Source organism: Koromonas soli (assembly GCF_059726265.1).
The window spans coordinates 428,053-447,653 of sequence record NZ_AP040872.1 but is presented as its reverse complement, the minus strand read 5'-3'; the positions used below and the strand labels follow the sequence as shown (position 1 = coordinate 447,653).

Genomic DNA, 19,601 nt, shown 5'->3' with positions numbered 1-19,601 from the left:
GCCAACTCACCGTGTGCCCTCCAGCGAACGCACCATCCTGCCCGCCAGCATCGCCGTTTGCGCGCCCGTCACCCCATGCTCGCGTACCATCAGCAAGTACCGCGGCAATTCCGCAGGCCACGCGACCACCACAAAACCATCTCCCGGCGCATGATGCTCGTGCGTGCATTGCGACGTGCCTGTCTTGGCCAGCACGTGCTGAGCCTGATGCCCCAATCCCGCCGCAGTTCCCTCAGCCGCAGAGAGCGCCATCCCATCGGCAATCTCTCGAACTCCCGGTTGCGTTCTCCTCCGCAGCAGCGTTGCATACGCCCGCACGAGTGCCGCAGGAGACTCCCGCCACGCTCCATACTCACCAGCCATCACCTCAGCCGAAGCATCCGCACCCGGCCCATTCAGCCCATATCGCCGCGCCAGCGATGTCACCTGCGCCGCGCCCGTATCCTTCGCCAGGGCTGCAAAATACACGTTGCACGAGAAAGCTACAGCCCTCGCCAGCGTCAAACTGCCATGCCCTTTCGGCAACCAGCAAGCATTACCTCCCTCACACGCGTATCGCGGAAACTGATAACCATGCGTCTCCGCATACGCCAGTGCAGTGAAGGGCTTCACAAGCGAGCCAACCGGAATCGCCTCCGCTCCGCCGCTCCAGTTCTTCGCCACCATCCTGTTCTCTCGTATGTCGAGCAGCATGTATGAGGTATCGGGCGACGAGAATTCTTGCTCCAAGGCCTGCGCAACCGTATTCATGCTGCGAGCTTTGACACTGCCACGCTCGCCACACATCACCAATGTTGCGATTAGGAAGAGAACTGCACTGCCATTGTGCAATGTTTTCATCGTGCCCATTCGTAACGCACACTCTGCGTCTCAACCGCTCCGTTCCGACGCGCAACGACCGTCTCCGATTTCACTCCAGCCAAAGTCTTGCTCAAGCTCGCAACGTTCTGCGAGAAAAACTGCGGAGCCCTGTCCCCATACGCTCCGCCGCGGCTCGGACGATCCGCTGCCGACGTTAGCTGCACAAAATTTTGCCGCTCGCGGCTGTGATCAAATCCCGCATAGTAGATCGCCGGTTCAGCCGTGCCCTGTTGCGACACTCGCGCCAGCACCGCTGCCATCTCCGCGCCATCATTGCTTACGAGAAGTTCCTTTCCCCTAACCACCACGGCGATCTTCGACAGGCCATCGAATTCGTAATATCCCGCCGCGTTCTTCTTCCACCCGACGCCCAGCCCTGAAGCCGTCAGCCCCGGAGATACCACATGCTGTATTGCCTCCAGCACTGCCTTCTGGTTCCAATCATTTGTCGCCCGCAACACAACCGTCGAATGCAATCGCACGAACACACCATCCTGCGCAGCTTCCGAGTTATGAAGCTCCAGTGCGCCCCGAACATTCGCCTGCTTCATCAGTTCTTTCAGCACGCCGTCGCCTGCCGCACTCGTCTCATTTCCATTCGCCGCGTTCGGTGCCACATCGATGCGCACGTCGAGATTTGACGCATCCCCTGCCTTCTGATCTCCCGTGGCCACAACAGGTGCAAGCTTCGAAACCGGAGCCGGTCCGAGCCTTGGCGTTAGCACCTTCCATTCCACCAACGCCAACGCATCCTCAACCGACGGCGCCGTCCACGCGCGATAGAACCCGGTTCCCTGTGGTACCAAGCGCATCAACTGCGCAGTCTGCGTCGCATCATCGCCAGACTTCACCTCATCCGGCGCGTTCTTCATCAGCAATACCCGTTCTTCGCGATACACATCCGCTGACCGGAACAGGTCGCTTACGGACGACTCGTACAGCCGCATCTCAGTGATATTCTGTTGCACCCAATACGTTCTGAACTGCGGAGTTTTCGCCACTTCCGCCAGGTGCACCACCAATCGCAAATCTCCGCTGTCCTTGGCTGCCTTCAGCGCATCCACAAACCAGCCCTGCTCACTGAGCGCTGCCTGCCTCTTGCCCACCAGCTGCGAGAGTGCTCCCGCCACAAGATCCTCACGCGTACCAAGGATCATGTATTCGCCTTCTACTGCGAAGGCCACAACCCGCTGAGACTGTGCATCCGTGCGCACGTAGAACTTGCGCCCCTCCACCTCGCGTGTTTCAAACTTCCCTCTTTGCTGCCATATTCCCGACTTCGCCGCACTGTCGGCCGCGAGACGAGTGACGTACAGCATCTCTAACTTTCCAATGTCATACACGGCCAGCGCACTTCTCCCACCCGCTACCTCGCCAAGGAACGACATGTCTGGCGCCACACCTGCCGCCGACGCAAACTCCGACTGAGCATCGTGCAGCCGCAGAAATAACCTTGAGCGGCTGAACACCTCATAGTTGTCCGTCGTGAGCCATTGGCGCTTCTCCGCCGACGCATTCCACTCCCGCAGCATCGAGCCGAAATCCTTCGCCTCCACATAGAGCACTGCGTTCTCGGGCATCAGGCTCGCCAGCGACCTCTCCGGCCCACGAGCAATATCCTGGTACATCGCCCATCCAGCGACCACCAGCAACACAACGATGAACACCATGCCCGCTCGCTTCATTGCGCGCGCCCTCCTTTCACCTGCCTTGCATTCGTCTTCACTGCCGACACCAGTCTCGGATGCACGACATGTTCCTGCTCGAGCTGACGGTGAATCGCCGGCATGCGGCGCATATTGTTCGCGTTTCTATTGATAGCAGCCCGCACAGCATTTATCTGTTTCATGGCCGTAGCCTTCATACCGGGGTTTAACTTGTAATTCAACGCCATCCGACAGTAGCGAAGAGCATCCTCGAGCGCGTTTAGATTTTCATACGATCTCGCGACCGCAAGCATCAAGTTCGCCCGTTCCGCATCTTTCGATGTCGCCGCTTCATCTGCCTCATCAGCCGTGGACACAGGTAATGCCTCTGTCTGCTCCCCGTCAGGCGAAGCATTCGCAAACTCCATGGCCCCCGCGTATCCGCCGTAATAACCGGATGACGCGGATACGCCGCGCAATACCGGATCAATACTCGCAATCGCAAGCCGATCGTGCTTCAACGAAGCCAGGGCCTTGAAGAGTTCCTCATGGAGCGTATTGTTGCCCGGATCGTCGGCCACCGCGTTCCGCAGCAATTTCGCTGACACCGCCGCATCCGCCTTTTTCGCCGCGCTCATCCGCGCATTAGTGAAGTACGTCTTGTCCACATCTCCCACGCCGCGCGAAAGATAATCCAGCTCGGCACTGCCAAGTTCGGCGGTGCTTCCTTTCACCGCTACCGCTGCCGCGATGCGGACCGTATACTCGGCCTGATTGTCGCGAGCTACTTCTGCAACGCGCGCCTGTGCTCCCGTCATATCCTGCCCTGCCGCTATCTGCTCCTCAGCCAGATGCACTCTTGCACTGCGGTCCCACGGCTTCGTCTTCACGAGTTGTGCAAGGAACTCGACTGCCTCTGCATGTCTGCCATTTTTCGACAGCAGAGTCGCCGCGGGTTCCAGGTTTTCAAATGGCTGTCCAACCACCAGCGCGAGCCTGCGCAGCACATCCATTGCGCCTGCTGTATCACCATCCTGCAAACGTATCTCAGCCAAGCCCAGCATGTTCGCCGAGTTCAGCTCGTGACGCGCAATCTCCTGCGCAAACAAATACTCCAACAGTCTCCGCGCCGCCTTGCGCTGCCCAACTCCCTGCAATGCCACCGCCGCCTGCCGCATTTTCTCTGCCTGCGGAGCCTTCGCCGGCTCTGCCCGGTATTGCTCCACCATCGAATCAAACTGCCCATTCGCCAATGCGATCCGATATCGCACCTGTAGCTCTGCCGCGTTCGGATCCTTCTCCGAAGGCAGCACCGATGCCGCACGCTCAAACTCCTGCAGCCCGACCAGGTGCAACGCATACCTGTCCTGCCACGACCGAAGATTTTCCTCCGCATACTCGCGCGACATCGTCTCGTAGTTCTTTGCCAAACCGTCGCGCAACCGAGCAATCAACTGTTCATAGATCACGCTCTTCTGCTTCTTGGAAATCCAGTTCGCATTCACCAACTGCTCGAGCACGCCATTCGGCTCCGGCGCAATCGACGCCAGCTCCAGCATCAGCTTCACGCCTGCCTGTGGCTCATTCATCGCAACATAGGCCGAGCGAAGCAATCCATCCACCTGGTACGTGCCATTCTGACGCACATAGTCGCGAAGCACCGCTTCCCACTGCGGGCGCAGTTCGCTGGCCACATGGCGATTCCCAACGTGGTTCATCACGTACCCGAATGTCGTCCAGAAATCAGTCGGAACTACGCGTTGATGCACCTGCGCATCCAGCAACTCCAGCGCGGCCTTCCATTCCTCCACGGCCTCGGTGCGCTTCTGCTGACGCCAATACAGCACTGCGATTCGGTCGTGCATATCCGCCCGCGCCGGAGCCAACTCCAGAGTCCTCCTGTAGTCCTCCACCGCACGATCGAGCTTTCCAGCGTCCGCGTAATACTCCGCTATCGCGATGTACCCTGAAGCGGTAGCTGGTGACTGCTCAAGCTGCGCCGGAAGAAACTCTTCCGGATCGCCCGCGCGCGACACGCCTAGCCACTCGCCATAACGCGCCCCATAGTAGAACCACGGATTCCCCGCCAACTGTCGCGTGCGATCCACTTGCTTCCCAATCCGGTCGCCGATCGTGCTGTCACCCAACGCTTCTCGAAATGCCGCAGCTACCGCCCGGCTACCATCAGCGAAGTACAATCCCGTTATCCCCGCATAGGCTTTCCCCCAGACAGGTTCCAACGATCGCGCACGCAGAGCTACAGCCTCCTGCGCTTGGGACGAAGTTCCGTGTGCGATCACGTACTGACACGCAGCATCACCCAATCCTGCTCTCGAGCTGCCAGCCAACTGCACCAGTTCCTGCGGGCTCCGCTGTAGCAGCAGTTCGAAATACCGCTGCTCAATCACGCCGCCCGATTGCACCGCAATTTCGCGCAGCACTCTGAATTCCGCGTCCTGCAGCGCGCCGGAGCGATAAGCGTTTGACGCCTCCTGCATCACTCCCATCTGACCTTGCAGCGGAGTCAACCGTCGTGCGTACTCCTCCAGCGCCGCTCCCAATTCCTCGAAGCGCATCCTTCGCGATTGGAGATCAATCAGCTCAGACTTATATCCTCCGCCGTTTCTCGAACTCAGCATCAACTTCCGCAGCCATCGGGCCTGCAAATCCGCCAGCCCAGCGTTCTTCGCCGCAGGCATGAACACACCAGCCAGCTCCTCGTTAGAACTCGATGTAGAGTTCTTCTCCAGCCACACCGCAAACTGCACTTTCTCTTCCGGAGTGAAGTATCGGCCTGCAACCTGTCCCATCACCTGCATTGACGATTGCATTCCCATCCGCGCCGTCGTGCGGCGAAGTTCAAGTTCGCGATTGCGCCATTGCTGGTCCGTTACTGAAGCGAGCACGCCGTTCTTCTCGACCTGCTTCACTGCAACCGTGATCTGTGCCATCAGCGAATTCGCATCCGTCACACCACGTTGCAGCCGTGCGAAGGCCGCATCCTGCTGCCGCAGCCTCGTCATGATCTCGACATATACGCGTGCGCCATCATGATTTTCCGTGACCGCAAGCAGATCTCTTCCTGCTACATCCACTCCCTTCTGCGAAAACTCACGAGCCTGCTCCAACATGCCCCAGCTTTCGAGCCGCTTCGCCGCCTCGTTGAAGTTCGATGCTTTCTCCGGACGGTTATCGATCAACGCTGCACGCAGCGCCGCCACTGTCTCCTCAGTCCTCCCCTGCCGCGCCCGCAACTCCGCAACTTTCTCCATCCAGTGCGCGTCGTGATAGTTCAACTCGAAGAGTCTCTGATAATCCGCCGCGGCCTCATCGAATCGCATCAGCCGCTCCAGCAGCTCTGCTCGGGCTGTGCGAAGATCCACGCGGTCCGGCCTCACGTTCATCGCCGTCCCATACGCCTCCACCGCCGCCGGATAGTCCTCCATCTGCGTTTCGATCTTTGCCAGCGCCATCGGCCAGCGATAATCGCGAGGTGATTGCTTCACCGCATCCCGGTAATATGCGAGCAACTGTTCCCTCCGTCCATTTCGCTGAGCGTAAAGTGCCGCCTCCGACAGCAGCGTGTCATCTTCGGGATAACGATTGATGACCTCCACATACTGATCCATCGCGCCCGCATAATCCTTCATTCGTGTCAACGCCGGAATCAGTCCACGGCGCAGTTCCGCAATCTGCCGCGTTCGCACATCCTGCGGCAATTGCGCCTTCCGCAACACCTCAATCTTTTCCAGCGAGAACTGTTTCAGCCCGCGGTCATCACCCGCACGCGAATAGCTATCCGCCATCGCCGCCAGGTACTGCCCGTCATAAGGCGACTCATTCAACAATTGCGTCAGCACACGCCGTGCGACCTCATACTGCCCTGCCTCATTTGCCTTTTGCGCCGCCTCAAAACGCAACTGCGTGCACAACTCCGGATACGAGTCGTTAGCCGCCTGCAGCAAGATGTCTATTGCCCGCTGTCTCTGCTTGTTGTTCCAGTAGAAGTCCACCGTCGAGCGCACTACGCCCAACACCTTCGGATTATCGTGATACAGTGCTTCCACATTCCGCTGCGCCTGCGCGATATCCTTCTTCGCCTCGTAGAACCGGACCAGCGAATACCTCAGCTCCAACTTTCGAACCGGATCTGCCGTGACCGAAGCCTGCTTCTCCAGCACCTTCTCCTGCACCGGTTCCAGAGATCGCTGCTTCGCTGTTTCCTCCAGCCATTCCAGCAGTTCGAGCGAGTTTGTTCGCTCTCCAACCGCGCCTAGCAGTTCGCCAACTTCCTTCTGACGATTCTGCGCATCGAGCACCGCGATCCGCAGTTTCAGCGCATCCGTGCCTGTAGCAGTGCCTTCGCCCAATTGCGCCGTCGCCCGATCCGTATCCTCCCGCAGAGCTTTCCGTCGCGCCAGATCCAGCAACCGGTTGTATGGACGCGAGCCCTCGTGCTCCCTCAGCGCCCCTTTCACATACTCCCGAATCGCCTGCGAATACTCATGTTTGCTTTCGTAGATTGCGCCCTCTTCGTACGCATAAAGCGCTGGGTCGTTCAGCTTCGTCCTGCCTTCATTCAGCAACTTCAGCGCGGTATCAAAATCGAAATAGTCCCAATAGATCGTCGCCGCATCCACATACGCCAGCGGCTCGCCGGCGCGCACCTGCGCCATGCGGTTCCAGTACGGGGCCGCGCGCTCAAACAGTTCGCGGTCCGCCAGCACATCTCCGATTCTCGCGAGCCCATCGCGATCTCCCGGATTGGCCTTGTACAGGTTCTCCTCGATCTTCACCGCAACTTCGGTTCGCGTCGGATCGAATGCCGCCAGCGATCTGTTCACCGCCGACGCTCTCCGACCCAGTTCCGCATCCGCCGGATACAACTCTGCCAGCGCGCTCATCACCGGAGTCGCTTCCTCGAAGTGCGAACTCCAGAACTTCGCTTCCCCAACAAACCTCGCCGCCACCGGATTCGCGCTCGCCAACTCGCTCCATCGCTGCTGTTGCGCCTCAGGCTCCACGGCACGCAATTGCGCCAGTTCGGCTTCGAGCTTTCCGGTGCGCGATAGGTATTCGAAATACTGGTTACGCAAGTCTTCCGCTTCCCACCAGTGCTGGCGCAGCAGCGCCTCCCACTTCTCCGATTGCGGCTTGCGATACGCGCCCAGCAGATTCCTCACAAACTGCAGGTCATGCGGGAAGCGCTTATTCGCAAACTCATTGAGCCGCACGTAGTAATCGCGTCCATTCACTACGTCCGAGAAATAACTCTCCAGCTCCGTCCCCGAAAAGATCTTCACGACCTGCTCGCTCAATCGCGCAAAGTCGGCATCGCGCTTACTCCGCAAATAAAATCGCGCGAGCTTGTGGTACCACGAGCGGTCCGGGAATTGCTGAATCGCCCGTTGATACACCTCTTCCTGCTGCTGCCCCAGCCTGTTCTGTTCGAGAAATTGCGCCAGACGTTCGTAAAGCCCAGGATCATTCGGGTTCCGATCCACCTCGCGCCGCAACACCGCAAGCGCCTGCGGCAGCCGCTGCATCGATGCCAACCGAGACAGATACCGCTCCAGGTAATCCGCATACCACGATTGCGCGCTCTTCACTTCCAGCTTTGCCGCCGCAGATTGCGCCGAGAACGCCCGGTTTTGTTCCGGCGCGCGTCCCTCGCTCGCTCCTTCGTCGTATTCGCCCTCAGCCTCTGCAAGCGTCGAATTCTGCTGCTTCTGAGCGGCATAAGAATCCTGCGAACCCGCACTTATCCCCAGCGGGATTCCCTCTGCGCACTTCGCCAACTCCGCCAGTTCCAGATCGTACAGCGCAAACTCCTCTTCGATCCGACTCTCTCTCGCATACGCATCGGCCAACAGCAATCCCACGCGCTCCCGCTCCGCATCGTTCGGAAACACCTGCATGAACTGTTTGCCTTCGCGAATCACCGCCCCGCTCTCGCCATACGACGCATACGTTTCAATCAGTCTCGCGCGCAGTCCTGCCCTTGCACGTGAACTCGGGAACTTCGCTTCGAAGAACCGCGTCAGTTCCGCCGCCTCCGCCCGACGGAAATACGGAACCGCACGACGCTCCTCTTCCGAATACGCGTACGCCGGCGCTGTGCTGTTCAAAATCAGCGACAGAATTCCGTTCAGAAATCCCGGCCCGCGATCCATCGCCCCAATGTCGCGGTACATCGACAGCTCGCCCGCGCCTACTCGCACGCTCTGCTCCGGAGCATCCAGCAACACGTTCACCAGCCCCGCCAGGGCCTGCTCCTGCGCATCTGCGCGATCGTTCGTGGTGTAGAGCGCGTAGTAATACCTCGCGGCCTCCGGATAATCGCGAATACCTTCATTCAGCTTTGCAAGTGTGTATAGTTCCTGCGAACTCCACTTCGCATTGCGCTTTTCTTTGTTAACTCGAAACTGCGTCAGAGCCTGCTGCGCCGCATCCACGCGCCCCTGTCGCTGGTAGTAGTAGAAGACCCGTGCCGCCGCGTTCAGATTTTCCGGTTCCTTCTCCAACCTCGCCCGAGCCTGATCGAGATATCTGCGCGTTGACCGCGTTTCGTTCATCAGCGAGAAGTAGCTGTCAACCAACTCCTGCGGCCATAACGGCTGAAACTGCGTGTCATACACGGCCAACCCTTGCTCGATTGATCCTCGCTTGTACTCCAGCAGCGCCTTCTGCTTCACCGGAAGAATCTCATCGCCCGGCACCGCCGCCCGATACTGCGAGATCAGCTTCTCCGCCTCCGCAAATTGTTTGTGATCGAGTAGAAAGTGGAAGTACCTCGCATACACCGTCGCCTGCGCCGGGTAGCGTGCAACCCATTCGCGGTAGTATCGTGACGAGACATTGGCCTCCATCGCGTTCTCGCCAATCACCTTGAAGATGCGCTCATAGGCTCGCCACGCGCCCCTCTGCTCCATCTCGGTGTGTTTCTCTGAAGCCGCATCCTGCGCGCGCCCGATCACCGAAAGTGCCGAAATCTCATCCGCTGTTCGCAACCGCCGATGATAGAAATCCGCCAGCGACCACTGCGCCTCCACATGATCCTGCGAACTCTCAACGTATTTCTTCCAGTCCGCCTCGGCTGAGGTAAAGTCCAGCGCAGCCTCTTCGTTCAGCGCCCGCAATGAATACAACTCGGCCGTCGGCTGTTTCTGAATCAACCCGCTCAGCAGCGGCGTCGCCTCCCGCGGGGGACGCAAGCCAAGCACTTTGCTCACCGGCATCGGCATCCAGCGGTAAAGCGCCGCCTCAATCGCCGAGCCCGCCTCCGCGTTTCTCCAAACCTCCGTCGCACGCGCCACCTTCACCGAAGCTCCCAGCAACAGCATTCCCGCGCAGCACGGCAACAAAATGCGACTCACTCGTTTTGACGTAACTTCAAGGAAGTACTTCAACGCGCACCTCCTGCGTTCCTATGTTGTGGGCGACATCCTCCGCAATCACCGTCAGCCCATAGGTCCCTGCTGGCAGGTCTGCCGGAATCTGCAAATCCCCTGTGTTCGCGCCGGCCTTCGCATTCCATCGCAATGCAATCGGAGCTGCGCCCTCCAGCCGCGCCGTCAGCGTACGCGTGCTCGCCGTCGCGCTCACCTTCAGCGGAATCGTTCCGCCGCGATGGAATCGCCGTGCATCCAGGTGTACGTTCACCACCGGCGGCTTGCTCGCTATCACAAACGTCTTCGACTCGCGATACGTGTGTCCGCTCTTGTCCCTCAGCACCAACCCCACCGTGTACGTTCCATCCTGCATGTCGTCCGGTGCCAGGAATCTTGTCTGCCACACATCTTCATCGTCGAGATGCCGCAATCGCTTCGTCAGCCCAAACGGAAACACCGCGACCACCGACCGTATCGACTCATCCGTGTGTACCCTCAACACCGGATCGCCCGGCCTTATCACCCGAGGCCGCAGCAGCGCCCTCGGTACGGCCAGAAATGACGTGTACGGCGTCACGAACTTGTACCTGCGCGATAGCCTTATGATCTCCTCGACACTTTTCGCGTCCTCGCCTTCGCGTTCGATCTTTTCCAGCAGCGCATCCACTCTCGCCCGTGCCCAGAGTCGCGGCAGTTGCTCATGCTCCAACGATTTCTCCGGCAACGTTGCCGTGCTTTTCATCTCCACTGCGTTTCCATCGCGCACCCCTCGCACCGTCATCTGCACCTGTGCGGCTTTGCCATACTGCCCCACCCAGTTCGCAATCGATCCGCCGAACGTGCTGTCCTGCAGCGGATACACCATCTGCACCGCCCCTTCCGGCTCCACTCTCAACCCAAGCTGCGCCACCGGCGTGCGCCCAATCTTGGACACAAACGCATTCAGCTTGAACTCCGCCGGCTCTGTCGAGAGCACATTCTCCAACTCGCCTTCATTGCGCGCCAGCATGCGCAGTAGCGGCAGGTTCGCGTCATCTCCCACGGCAAACACATACGTTCGCGGACGCCCTGCTTCCGCCAACTGCTTCCATCGTTCGCCATACCACTTCGCCAACGTCCCCGTGCGGATCGCGCCCCGTGTCGCTCCGCCATCGGTCAGCAGCACCAGGTATCCATTTCCATGAACATTCGCGAACTGTCCCAATCCCGCTCCCAGTGCCTGCTGCAGATCGGTGCCTCCACGCAACCTGCTCGCACGCACAAACTCGAGCGCCCGTTGAATGTTCTCGCGCTGCGCCGAAACCATCTGCGCTTGAAACGCCGATACCTTGTTGTTGAATAGCAGCAGGTTGAACTTATCCTGCGGACGCAGCGCCCGCAGCACCGCCTCCATCGCCGCATAGCTTCGCTCCAGTTTGTCCCATTGCATCGAGAGCGAGTTGTCGAACAGGATCACTACGCTTCTCGGTGCGCCGCCATTACTCGTCCCCTGCGCCCCCGCCCCAATTAGCGCCTGTGCTTCGAAGAATCCCGGCTCGTCATGCCCGCGCACCGGATTCTTCTCTGCCGCGTCCGGATGCGGCGTATCTGGATTTCGATACGCGATCACATCCAGCCTGTCGGTGTGCTTTGGGTTGAACTGATACTGCAGCGCGAAATCCTCGCTCAGCGTGACGTTCCTTCCCTCATACGTCGCCTTCACCGTATGCGCATCCCGAGTCGTTACCTTCATCGCGTACACATTGCCCACAAACTGAAACTCAGAAAGCTCATGCGCCGAACGCAGTTCAAACTCGATCTTCAACCGTCCCGCCGCCTGCACCTGGTACGCATCGGGATGAATCGGAATCGCAAAGAACGACTTCAGATTCTCCACCGGAATATTCTCGTGATACTGGAACTCAAGCCGCTTCGTCCCATACGGAGCGATGGGCACAATCTTCGCGCTGAAGGCCGCACTGCGCCGCGCCTCCTCCACTCCGCGCTCGCCCATCTGCAGCAGCCCCGGATCGATTGCCTGAGCCTTTGCCTGCGCATAAATCTCGCTTGCCCTCTTGCGCTCCAGGATCACCGCCGGAATCCGCGTCGGCCCATCCCACACCGCAAAGTCGCTCACCGTCGCGCGGCTCGGCAGCGCAAAAACATAATTGCCTTCTTCGATCGCCGCCGTGTGATTGCCAAAGATCTGCCGCACATCGACCTTCGCAACGCCGTTGTCGATTACGACCCGAATCTCCATCTCGTCCAGCGACAGAACCGCCGGATCCGGCTGGCTCTTATCGCGCGGAATCAACACTCCCGCATCGGCCAGCGCGGCGCTTGCCACGCACACGACCACCAACCACACTTGCAGTAGGCGTCTCATCGTTCCAACCTTTGTTCAGCAATCCTCAACAGCCCGTTGTCCGTGCCCACGTACACCACGCCATTCGCCGCCGCCAGCGCGGTCACATTCAGCGAAGGCAGTCCCTCCGTCACCGCCGACCACCTGCCCGACCTTCGATCCATCACATACAAACCCTGCCCCGCGCTTCCCGCCAGCAACAGCCTCTCCGTCGCCGCCATCGCATTCGGATTGATCACCAGGCTTCCGCTCGCGCCATCGCTCGCCTCAAACTTCCCCGATGCATCCATCCGAACCACGCCCGCGCCATACGTCCCCAGCCACCATTCGTTTCCAACCGGAACCGCAGCAGTGATCCAGTTGTGTTTCAGCGCCGAAGTCGCCGTCGTATAGTTCGCTCGTATGCGGTCGCCCTCCAGCAAACTCGCGCCTCCCAGCGTTCCAGCCAATACAGAACTGCCATTCGCCGCCACGGTATAGACATGGTTGTTCACCAGCCCGTGAAAGGCATACAGACTTCGCACTCCCTCTCCATCGATATATGTCAATCCAGCCGGAGTCGCCACCACCATCCCATCGCGATACAGCACCACATCCGTCACATGATCCGCAATCAGCCCTGCCGACTTCGTCATTACCTGCCTGCGAGTTCCTTGCGCATCGAACAACACCAATCCGTTCGCCGTTGCCACCGCCGTTGCGCCGCGCAGCACATTCGGCCTGATCCGATTCACGCAAAACACGTGATCGTCTTCCACATGCTTCGCCCGCTGACCTTCCACAATGTCCAAACCGCGGTCAAAATACCCGACCCAAAGCCGGTTTGCGCCATCCACTGCCAGTGCGGAAATATTTCGATCCGTGAGCAGCCCGCCTGTCGGCTCCAGAACTCGTTTCCAGCCGCCACTCGCGCCGCGCGCATACACTCCCGACTGCGCCACCGCATACAACACCTCATCGCTTCTGAACAACTGCCCCACTTCAGCAAAGTCGCCCATCGTGGCGTACTCACGCGGATCGCGCAACGAGCGCTCAAGCGCAATCTCCAGCACTCCGTCATCCATCGTTCCCGCAAGCAACTTCTTGTCTTGCACCAGCAGGCTGCGCACAAAGGTTCCCCCTGCCAGCGTGCGTGCAAACCGCCCCGCGTCGAACTCCACTACTCCCGCCGGGCCTCCCGCATACGCGCGCTCACCACTCAGCGCCACGACATACACCCGCTCGTCCGGCAGTCCATTCGCATCGTTGAACCACTCGGCACTGCCGCCGTGCCAATGCGCAACTCCGTGATCCAGCGTGCCGACCCACAGGTCTGCCTCGCTGCCCGCCAGCGCTGTCACGTAGATTTGCTTCAGTGTTGAATGGAATGGCGCCAATCGCTGTCCGTCGAACAGCAGCAACCCGCGCTTCGCCGTCCCGATCAGCAGATGACCTGACGCAGCCGGCAGCATCGCCGTAACGTGTCTCAGTTCGCGATCTTCAGGGAGGATCTGCCGAAAGCCCGTGCCATTGAATGCCAGCACTCCCGCGCCATCGGTCGCAATCAGCAGTTCCGGTTCGCGAGAGCCCGCGAGCACCGCCTTCGCCATCCGGACCAGTGGTGCCGGAGGCAGCTCTCGCCCCACGCGGAAATCGCGCAACGGTCTTCCGCTGCCGTCATACTCAAACAGCCCAGCCGACCCCGCGACATACAGCTTGCCGTTGTACTCCTCGGCTTCGGTAAACGTCGTCGGCGCGCTAACCCACTCGAAGCCGCTATCAACGGCCGGAAGCACCGGCTGCACCTTGAACTTGAAGTTCGACTCCGCGCTCTCCGCGTCTTTTGCCGACCGCAGAGCCGCACCTGCGCGCCAGCCAATCACTCCCAGCACCGCAACGGAAGCCGTCGCGAGAACCACCACCAGCAGCAACCAACGCCCGCGTTGGTTGAGAAAGCAGACCATAATCCGCGCTCCGAAATTGTGCTCCCAACTATAAACGACCGCATCTCAGCTGCAATCAGAAACTTCCCTGACCGCCGGATAACCCATCCATATCGCACCTTCGTCGCCAAATCTCACATCTCGCATTTCGAACGATTTACACTCGTCGCGCGTTCTGCCGCGTGTCGAGGCTGACACAGCACCGTGTTCCCCCACACACACGCCCGCGCCCGCCGCACAAACTGTGTCCAAGGGATATCATGTTTGCCATGAAAACTCTGCGATGCACTCTCGTTCTCCTTGCCGCGGTCTTCGCCTTGGTCCTTCCGGCCGCAGCGCAGCAGAAACGCATCAGCCCACACGAAACCATCAGCGCAGTCGTGGATGGCAATCGCGTCACCGTGGTCTATGGACGTCCCTACACCCGCGATCCCAAGACCAGCGAGCCGCGCAAAATTTGGGGAGGCCTCGTTCCCTATGGAAAGATCTGGCGTACCGGAGCCGATGAAGCCACGCTCCTCATCACGCAGAAGCCAATCACGATCGGCAATGCAAACATCCCCGCCGGAGCCTTCACTCTCTGGGTGCTCCCGACGGCCGAGAAGACCACGCTCATCGTCAACAAGCAGATCGGACAGTGGGGCGTAAATCCAAAGGATCCCAAGCAGGTCTACGACGAAGCCCACGACGTCGCCCGCATCGATCTGAAGAAGGACACACTCCCACAGCCCGTCGATCAGTTCACCATCGCCATCGAAACGAAACCCAACGGCGGCGGTGGAACGCTCAAGCTCTCATGGGAGAACACGCAGTTCTCTGCCCCCATCACCGTAAAGAAATAAGCTGCAGGGGAAGATTCATGCGCGACAACGTCGCAGTCCGTTGCCGGGACCTGCACAAAACTTACGAGGGAAAGGTCGAGGCCGTTCGCGGCATCGACCTCACCATCTACGCCGGGCAATGCTACGGACTGCTCGGACCAAACGGTGCAGGCAAGACCACCACCATCGAGATTCTCGAAGGTCTGCTTGAAGCCACATCCGGCACCGTCGAAATTTTCGACCGCACATGGCGCGAGCACCCTGCCGAGTTGCGCGAACTCATCGGCGTCTCCCTCCAGGAAACGCGCCTCGCCGAAAAGCTTTCTGTACGCGAGACCATCGAACTTTTTGCTGGCTTTTATCGCAACACCCGCTCCGTCGATGCCGTCCTCGAAGAGCTCTCCCTCACCGAGAAAGCTGATGCCTGGGTCGGCAAACTTTCTGGAGGACAGAAGCAGCGCCTTGCCATCGCAACCGCGCTCGTCGGCGATCCGCGCATGCTCTTCCTCGACGAGCCCACCACCGGACTCGATCCGCAAAGCCGCCGCCAGGTGTGGGACATCGTGCGCCGTTTCCAGAGCGAAGGCGGCACCGTCCTCCTCACCACGCATTACATGGACGAAGCCGAGCGCCTCTGCGACTACATCTCCATCGTCGATCACGGCAAGGTCATCGCCTCCGGCACTCCCGCCGAGCTCATCTCCGGCGTCGGCGGACATCACCGCGTCGAGTTTTCCGTCAACGCCGCGCAAAGCGTCTCCTCCGACCTATGGCGCGCCCTCCCCGGCGTCGGAGGCGTGCAGAACGACGACGGCCTCACCGCCCTTACCGTCGAAGAGCCGCATCGCACCATTCCTGCCTTGCTCGCCGTGGTCGAACAACATGGCTGGCAGCTCAGCCAGCTCACCACTCGTCAGTCCAGCCTCGAAGACGTCTTCGTCCACCTCACCGGACGTCACCTGCGAGAAGAATAATGATTGAGCATCCGACCGAAGCAAAACCCGTCGCTGCAGCACGTCCTGCCATCGTCAATAGCCGCTGGACCGGATATCGCCGTCTCCTGCTCGCGCGCTTGAAAGAGCTCTATCGCGAGCCTGAAGTCATCTTCTGGATTTTCCTTTTCCCGATCCTTCTCGCCCTCGGCCTCGGAGTCGCCTTCCGCAACAAGCCAGCCGATGCCGTGCGCATCGTCGTCGTCCAGCAGCCCGGCTCCGATCGCATCTCCGCCCTGCTGGAGCGCGCTCCCGCGGCGCAATCGCTCGAACTCGCACTCCAGCCCGCCGATCAGGCCGCCCTCAACTTCCGCCTTGGCAAGTTCGACCTCGAAGTCGTCCCTCACGGCGACCAAATCGAATACATCTACGATCCCGCTCGTCCCGAAAGCGTCCTCGCCCGCAGCCTCGCCGACAGCGCATTGCAATCCGCTGCCGGAGCCAAGCCTGCCATCGCCACCACCTCGCGCATCAATAGCGAGCCCGGCAGCCGCTACATCGACTTCCTTATCCCCGGCCTTCTCGGCATGAACCTCATGGGCTCCGGCATGTGGGGCATCGGCTTTGCCCTGGTCGAGATGCGCCAACGCAAGCTGCTCAAGCGCTACATTGCCACCCCCATGCGACGCGGAGACTTCCTCCTAGCCCTCGCCAGCAGCCGCCTCGTCCTCATGATCATCGAACTCGTCCTTGTCCTCGGCTTCGGCATTTTGGGATTCCACATGCGCGTCCTTGGTTCATGGACAGCCATCGCATTCGTCACCTGCCTCGGCGCGCTCACCTTCGCCTCGCTCGGACTCCTCACCGCCAGCCGCGCGCAGAAAATCGAAACCGCCAGCGGCATCATGAACGTCGTCATGATGCCCATGTGGGTTTTCTCCGGAATCTTCTTCTCCTACGAGCGCTTTCCCTCGGCCGTCATCCCACTCATCAAACTGCTTCCCCTCACCGCCCTCAATGACATGCTGCGAGCCATCATCCTCGAAGGCAGCGCACTCTCCACCCAGCTTGCACCTCTCGCCGTCCTCATCGCCTGGGGCGCCATCTCTTTCTTCTTCGCCGTCCGCTTCTTCCGCTGGACATAACCCACGCCACAGCGCCCTGACTCGCATTTGCTGGAGTAGGGTGGGATGCTTGCTCATGACAGTCGCACCGAGCCGAACTGTGTGACTAATGTCATTGGCGCCAGAGGTCGAATGTAGAAAGATAGAGTGTTGCGGTACGAGGCTTACTGAACTAGAGCAGTAGTTGGTAACAGCAGCAGAAGCAGGTACTCGATGGCAAAGATTCCCTTACACCCGAAGCACCCCGAGCGCGTCTGCTGGGGATGCAACAAGTTCTGTCCCGCCGACGATCTGAGCTGCGGAAACGGAACCGTCCGCACGCAGCATCCCGCCGAACTCTTCGGTGATGACTGGCTGGAATGGGGCGAGCAGCACAACGCTGAAGAGAGTGACCCCACGCTCTTCACCATTGGATACGCGCCCCTCGATCAATAGCTCGCGCAAGGGTGTCATCCTGAGCGAGCGAGGGTTCCATCCGCCGACAGCAGATTCACCGCTGCCTCAGGTCACCTGCCGCCATACCCAGAACAAACCTCGCGAAACTTGCCCTAGAACCCCGCCGGCCGCTGATCCGCCACTGCAAACGCTATCTCCAGTGCGATCCCCGCTCTCCCTAGCAATCCTTCGCCGAACAGCGGTCCCACCAGCGTCACTCCATGCGGAACCCTGCGCGGAGGATCGAACTTCGGCAGCGGATGCGCCGGGTCCGGAGCCCAGTCGCTCCTCGCCTCGGAAACGTCCACGAACCCCGCCCTCAGCGTCAACGACGGATGCCCAGTGAAGTTGCTGATCGTCAGCATTTCGTCCCTTAACCCCGGCACCAGCAGCAAATCCACTTTTGAGAAGATCCTCGCCATCTCCATCGCGACCTTGCGCCGGAAGCGGTCCGTCTGCACGAAATCCACCGCCGAGAGGAACCGCGCCTGCCTGAACGAGTTCGGCCACGAATCATCCGTCTGCGAGCGCAACTGGTTCAGCCCACCTAACAGTGTTAAATCCTCAAACGCCGCAGCCGCCTCCGCAAACAGCAGGATGTTCAGCGACCCGTACGGCCAATCCGGCAGTGAGACCTCCACCGGAGTGAACCCCAGGTTCTTCGCCGTCTCCAATGCCTTGCGGTCCACCTCCGTCGCCGGAGGCTCATTCAGCCACTTCGGGAAGTACCCCAGTTTCAGCCCTTTCACCGGGGCCGTCGCGTCGAAATCCAAGTGTCTTGGCACGCTGTTCAGGTCTCCATCGTCCGGTCCCGAGATCGCCCTTAGCACCAGCATCGTGTCTTCCACCGAACGAGCCATCGGCCCCAGTTTGTCGAGCGACCAGCACAACGTCATCGCTCCCGTCCTCGGCACGCGACCATACGTCGGACGTAGTCCCGTAACGCCGCATCGCATCGAAGGGCTCACGATGCTGCCCTCGGTCTCGCTGCCAATCGAGAAAGCCACCAGTCCCGCCGCCGTTGCCGCTCCCGGGCCTGCCGATGATCCCGACGACCCTTCCTCCGGCAGCCACGGATTCATCGTCTGCCCGCCGAACCACACATCGTTCAGCGCCAGTGCTCCCAGCGAAAGCTTCGCAATCAGCACCGCTCCCGAATCGTTCAGCCGCTTCGTTACCGCCGCATCCTCTTTCGGAACGCGGTCGCGATAAGGCTCCGCCCCATACGTCGTAGCGATCCCCGCCGTGTCCAGCAGGTCCTTTGCTCCCCACGGAATGCCGTGCAAAGGCCCGCGATAGTGTCCCGCTGAGATTTCCTTGTCCGCCTGCCGCGCCTGTTGCAATGCATGCTCCCGCGGAAGCGTTATCACCGCGCGCAACTTCGGATCGTAGCGCTCGATGCGGTCGAGATAGATATTCGTCAGCCGCTCCGACGTCAGCTTACGCGTCTGAATCCACCGCGACAGCCTGTGCACCGGCGCATACGCAATCTCTTCATCTTTCGTCGGCAACGGTCCTGCGTCTTCCAAGGTGCGTACAAACCGGTCCTGCTTCGGTCCCGCCGACTGCCCCGGCAAAACCGGATTCCACTCCGACCACGGTGCCACGCTTGATTCGATCGCGACCTTCCTCGGCCCCACCCGCCGTTCATAATACGGAGCCAGCGAAGTCCGCCAGTTCCGCGCCGCCTGAGTGCGCTCGCCATCCGTCAGCGTGAAATTAACGAGCTTCTCCGCCTCGGCAAAGTTCTGCGCTGAAACCTCCGGCCCAAACGGCGGTGCCGTTCCAAACGCCGGAGGCGCCCCCGGTGGCTGCGTCGTCGGAGGCGTCGTCGTCTGTGTTGTGCTGGGTATTTGCTGCGCGCCCGCTTGTGGAGCGTCTTCGCCGCGTGCAGCGGCGCTTAGCAGAGTCATTGCAGAGAGGGCAAGAAAGTCGCGGCGAGAGGCTGACATGATGCTCCGTAGCTACAGGACTGGTTGTTCCAAAACAACCAGACACTATACCCCACACTCATCCGTCTCCACCAAACTGGGTTGAGGTGTCATCCTGAGCGCTGCGAAGGATCCCAGCCGCCGCCCAAGTCTCCTCTGCCAACCCAGGTCACCATTGCCCAACCAAAAGCCCT

At 60.1% G+C, this 19,601-nt stretch carries 10 protein-coding genes; 4 read left to right on the top strand and 6 right to left on the bottom strand.

Features of this window, described 5'->3' with window-relative positions:
- Positions 1 to 6: 6 nt before the first annotated feature.
- The 5 genes from AC6IY8_RS01905 to AC6IY8_RS01885 are packed head-to-tail and all read right to left on the bottom strand — an operon-like array spanning position 7 to position 14,185.
- Positions 7 to 840, bottom strand: coding sequence for a penicillin-binding transpeptidase domain-containing protein (locus tag AC6IY8_RS01905; protein ID WP_497776987.1), 834 nt, complete (start codon positions 838 to 840; stop codon positions 7 to 9).
- On the bottom strand, positions 837 to 2,546 hold the full coding sequence (locus AC6IY8_RS01900; protein ID WP_497776986.1) for a hypothetical protein: 1,710 nt from the start codon (positions 2,544 to 2,546) through the stop codon (positions 837 to 839). The genes AC6IY8_RS01905 and AC6IY8_RS01900 overlap by 4 nt, the downstream gene beginning before the upstream one ends.
- The gene (locus AC6IY8_RS01895; protein ID WP_497776985.1) at positions 2,543 to 9,883 is read right to left on the bottom strand and encodes a hypothetical protein; all 7,341 of its coding nucleotides are present in this window, start codon (positions 9,881 to 9,883) and stop codon (positions 2,543 to 2,545) included. Before AC6IY8_RS01895 ends, AC6IY8_RS01900 begins: the two co-directional genes overlap by 4 nt.
- 16 nt (positions 9,884 to 9,899) lie before the next feature.
- Positions 9,900 to 12,263 carry a VIT domain-containing protein gene (locus tag AC6IY8_RS01890; RefSeq protein WP_497776984.1) on the bottom strand — a complete coding sequence of 788 codons (2,364 nt, stop codon included), beginning with the start codon at positions 12,261 to 12,263 and terminating at the stop codon, positions 9,900 to 9,902.
- Positions 12,260 to 14,185, bottom strand: a complete 1,926-nt coding sequence (locus AC6IY8_RS01885) for a hypothetical protein (protein ID WP_497776982.1) — start codon at positions 14,183 to 14,185, stop codon at positions 12,260 to 12,262. Before AC6IY8_RS01885 ends, AC6IY8_RS01890 begins: the two co-directional genes overlap by 4 nt.
- A gap of 248 nt (positions 14,186 to 14,433) precedes the next feature.
- On the opposite strand from AC6IY8_RS01885, the gene AC6IY8_RS01880 reads away from it, so the two are divergent.
- The 4 genes from AC6IY8_RS01880 to AC6IY8_RS01865 all read left to right on the top strand — a co-directional run bounded on the left by AC6IY8_RS01880 (position 14,434) and on the right by AC6IY8_RS01865 (position 17,476).
- Positions 14,434 to 15,006: a DUF2911 domain-containing protein gene (locus AC6IY8_RS01880; RefSeq protein ID WP_497776980.1), complete on the top strand. Its 573-nt coding sequence runs from the start codon at positions 14,434 to 14,436 to the stop codon at positions 15,004 to 15,006.
- Positions 15,007 to 15,023: 17 nt separating this feature from the next.
- Positions 15,024 to 15,959 (top strand): ABC transporter ATP-binding protein, encoded by a 936-nt coding sequence (locus AC6IY8_RS01875; RefSeq protein WP_497776978.1) that lies wholly within the window; start codon positions 15,024 to 15,026, stop codon positions 15,957 to 15,959.
- Positions 15,959 to 17,062: an ABC transporter permease gene (locus AC6IY8_RS01870; protein ID WP_497776976.1), complete on the top strand. Its 1,104-nt coding sequence runs from the start codon at positions 15,959 to 15,961 to the stop codon at positions 17,060 to 17,062. Before AC6IY8_RS01875 ends, AC6IY8_RS01870 begins: the two co-directional genes overlap by 1 nt.
- A gap of 192 nt (positions 17,063 to 17,254) precedes the next feature.
- Entirely contained in the window at positions 17,255 to 17,476 is a 222-nt protein-coding gene (locus AC6IY8_RS01865) for a DUF3079 domain-containing protein (protein WP_497776975.1), read from the top strand.
- Positions 17,477 to 17,589: 113 nt separating this feature from the next.
- On the opposite strand, the gene AC6IY8_RS01860 is transcribed toward AC6IY8_RS01865, so the two are convergent.
- A complete protein-coding gene (locus tag AC6IY8_RS01860; protein WP_497776974.1) occupies positions 17,590 to 19,428 on the bottom strand; it encodes an amidase in 1,839 nt (612 codons plus the stop codon).
- Positions 19,429 to 19,601 lie beyond the last annotated feature (173 nt).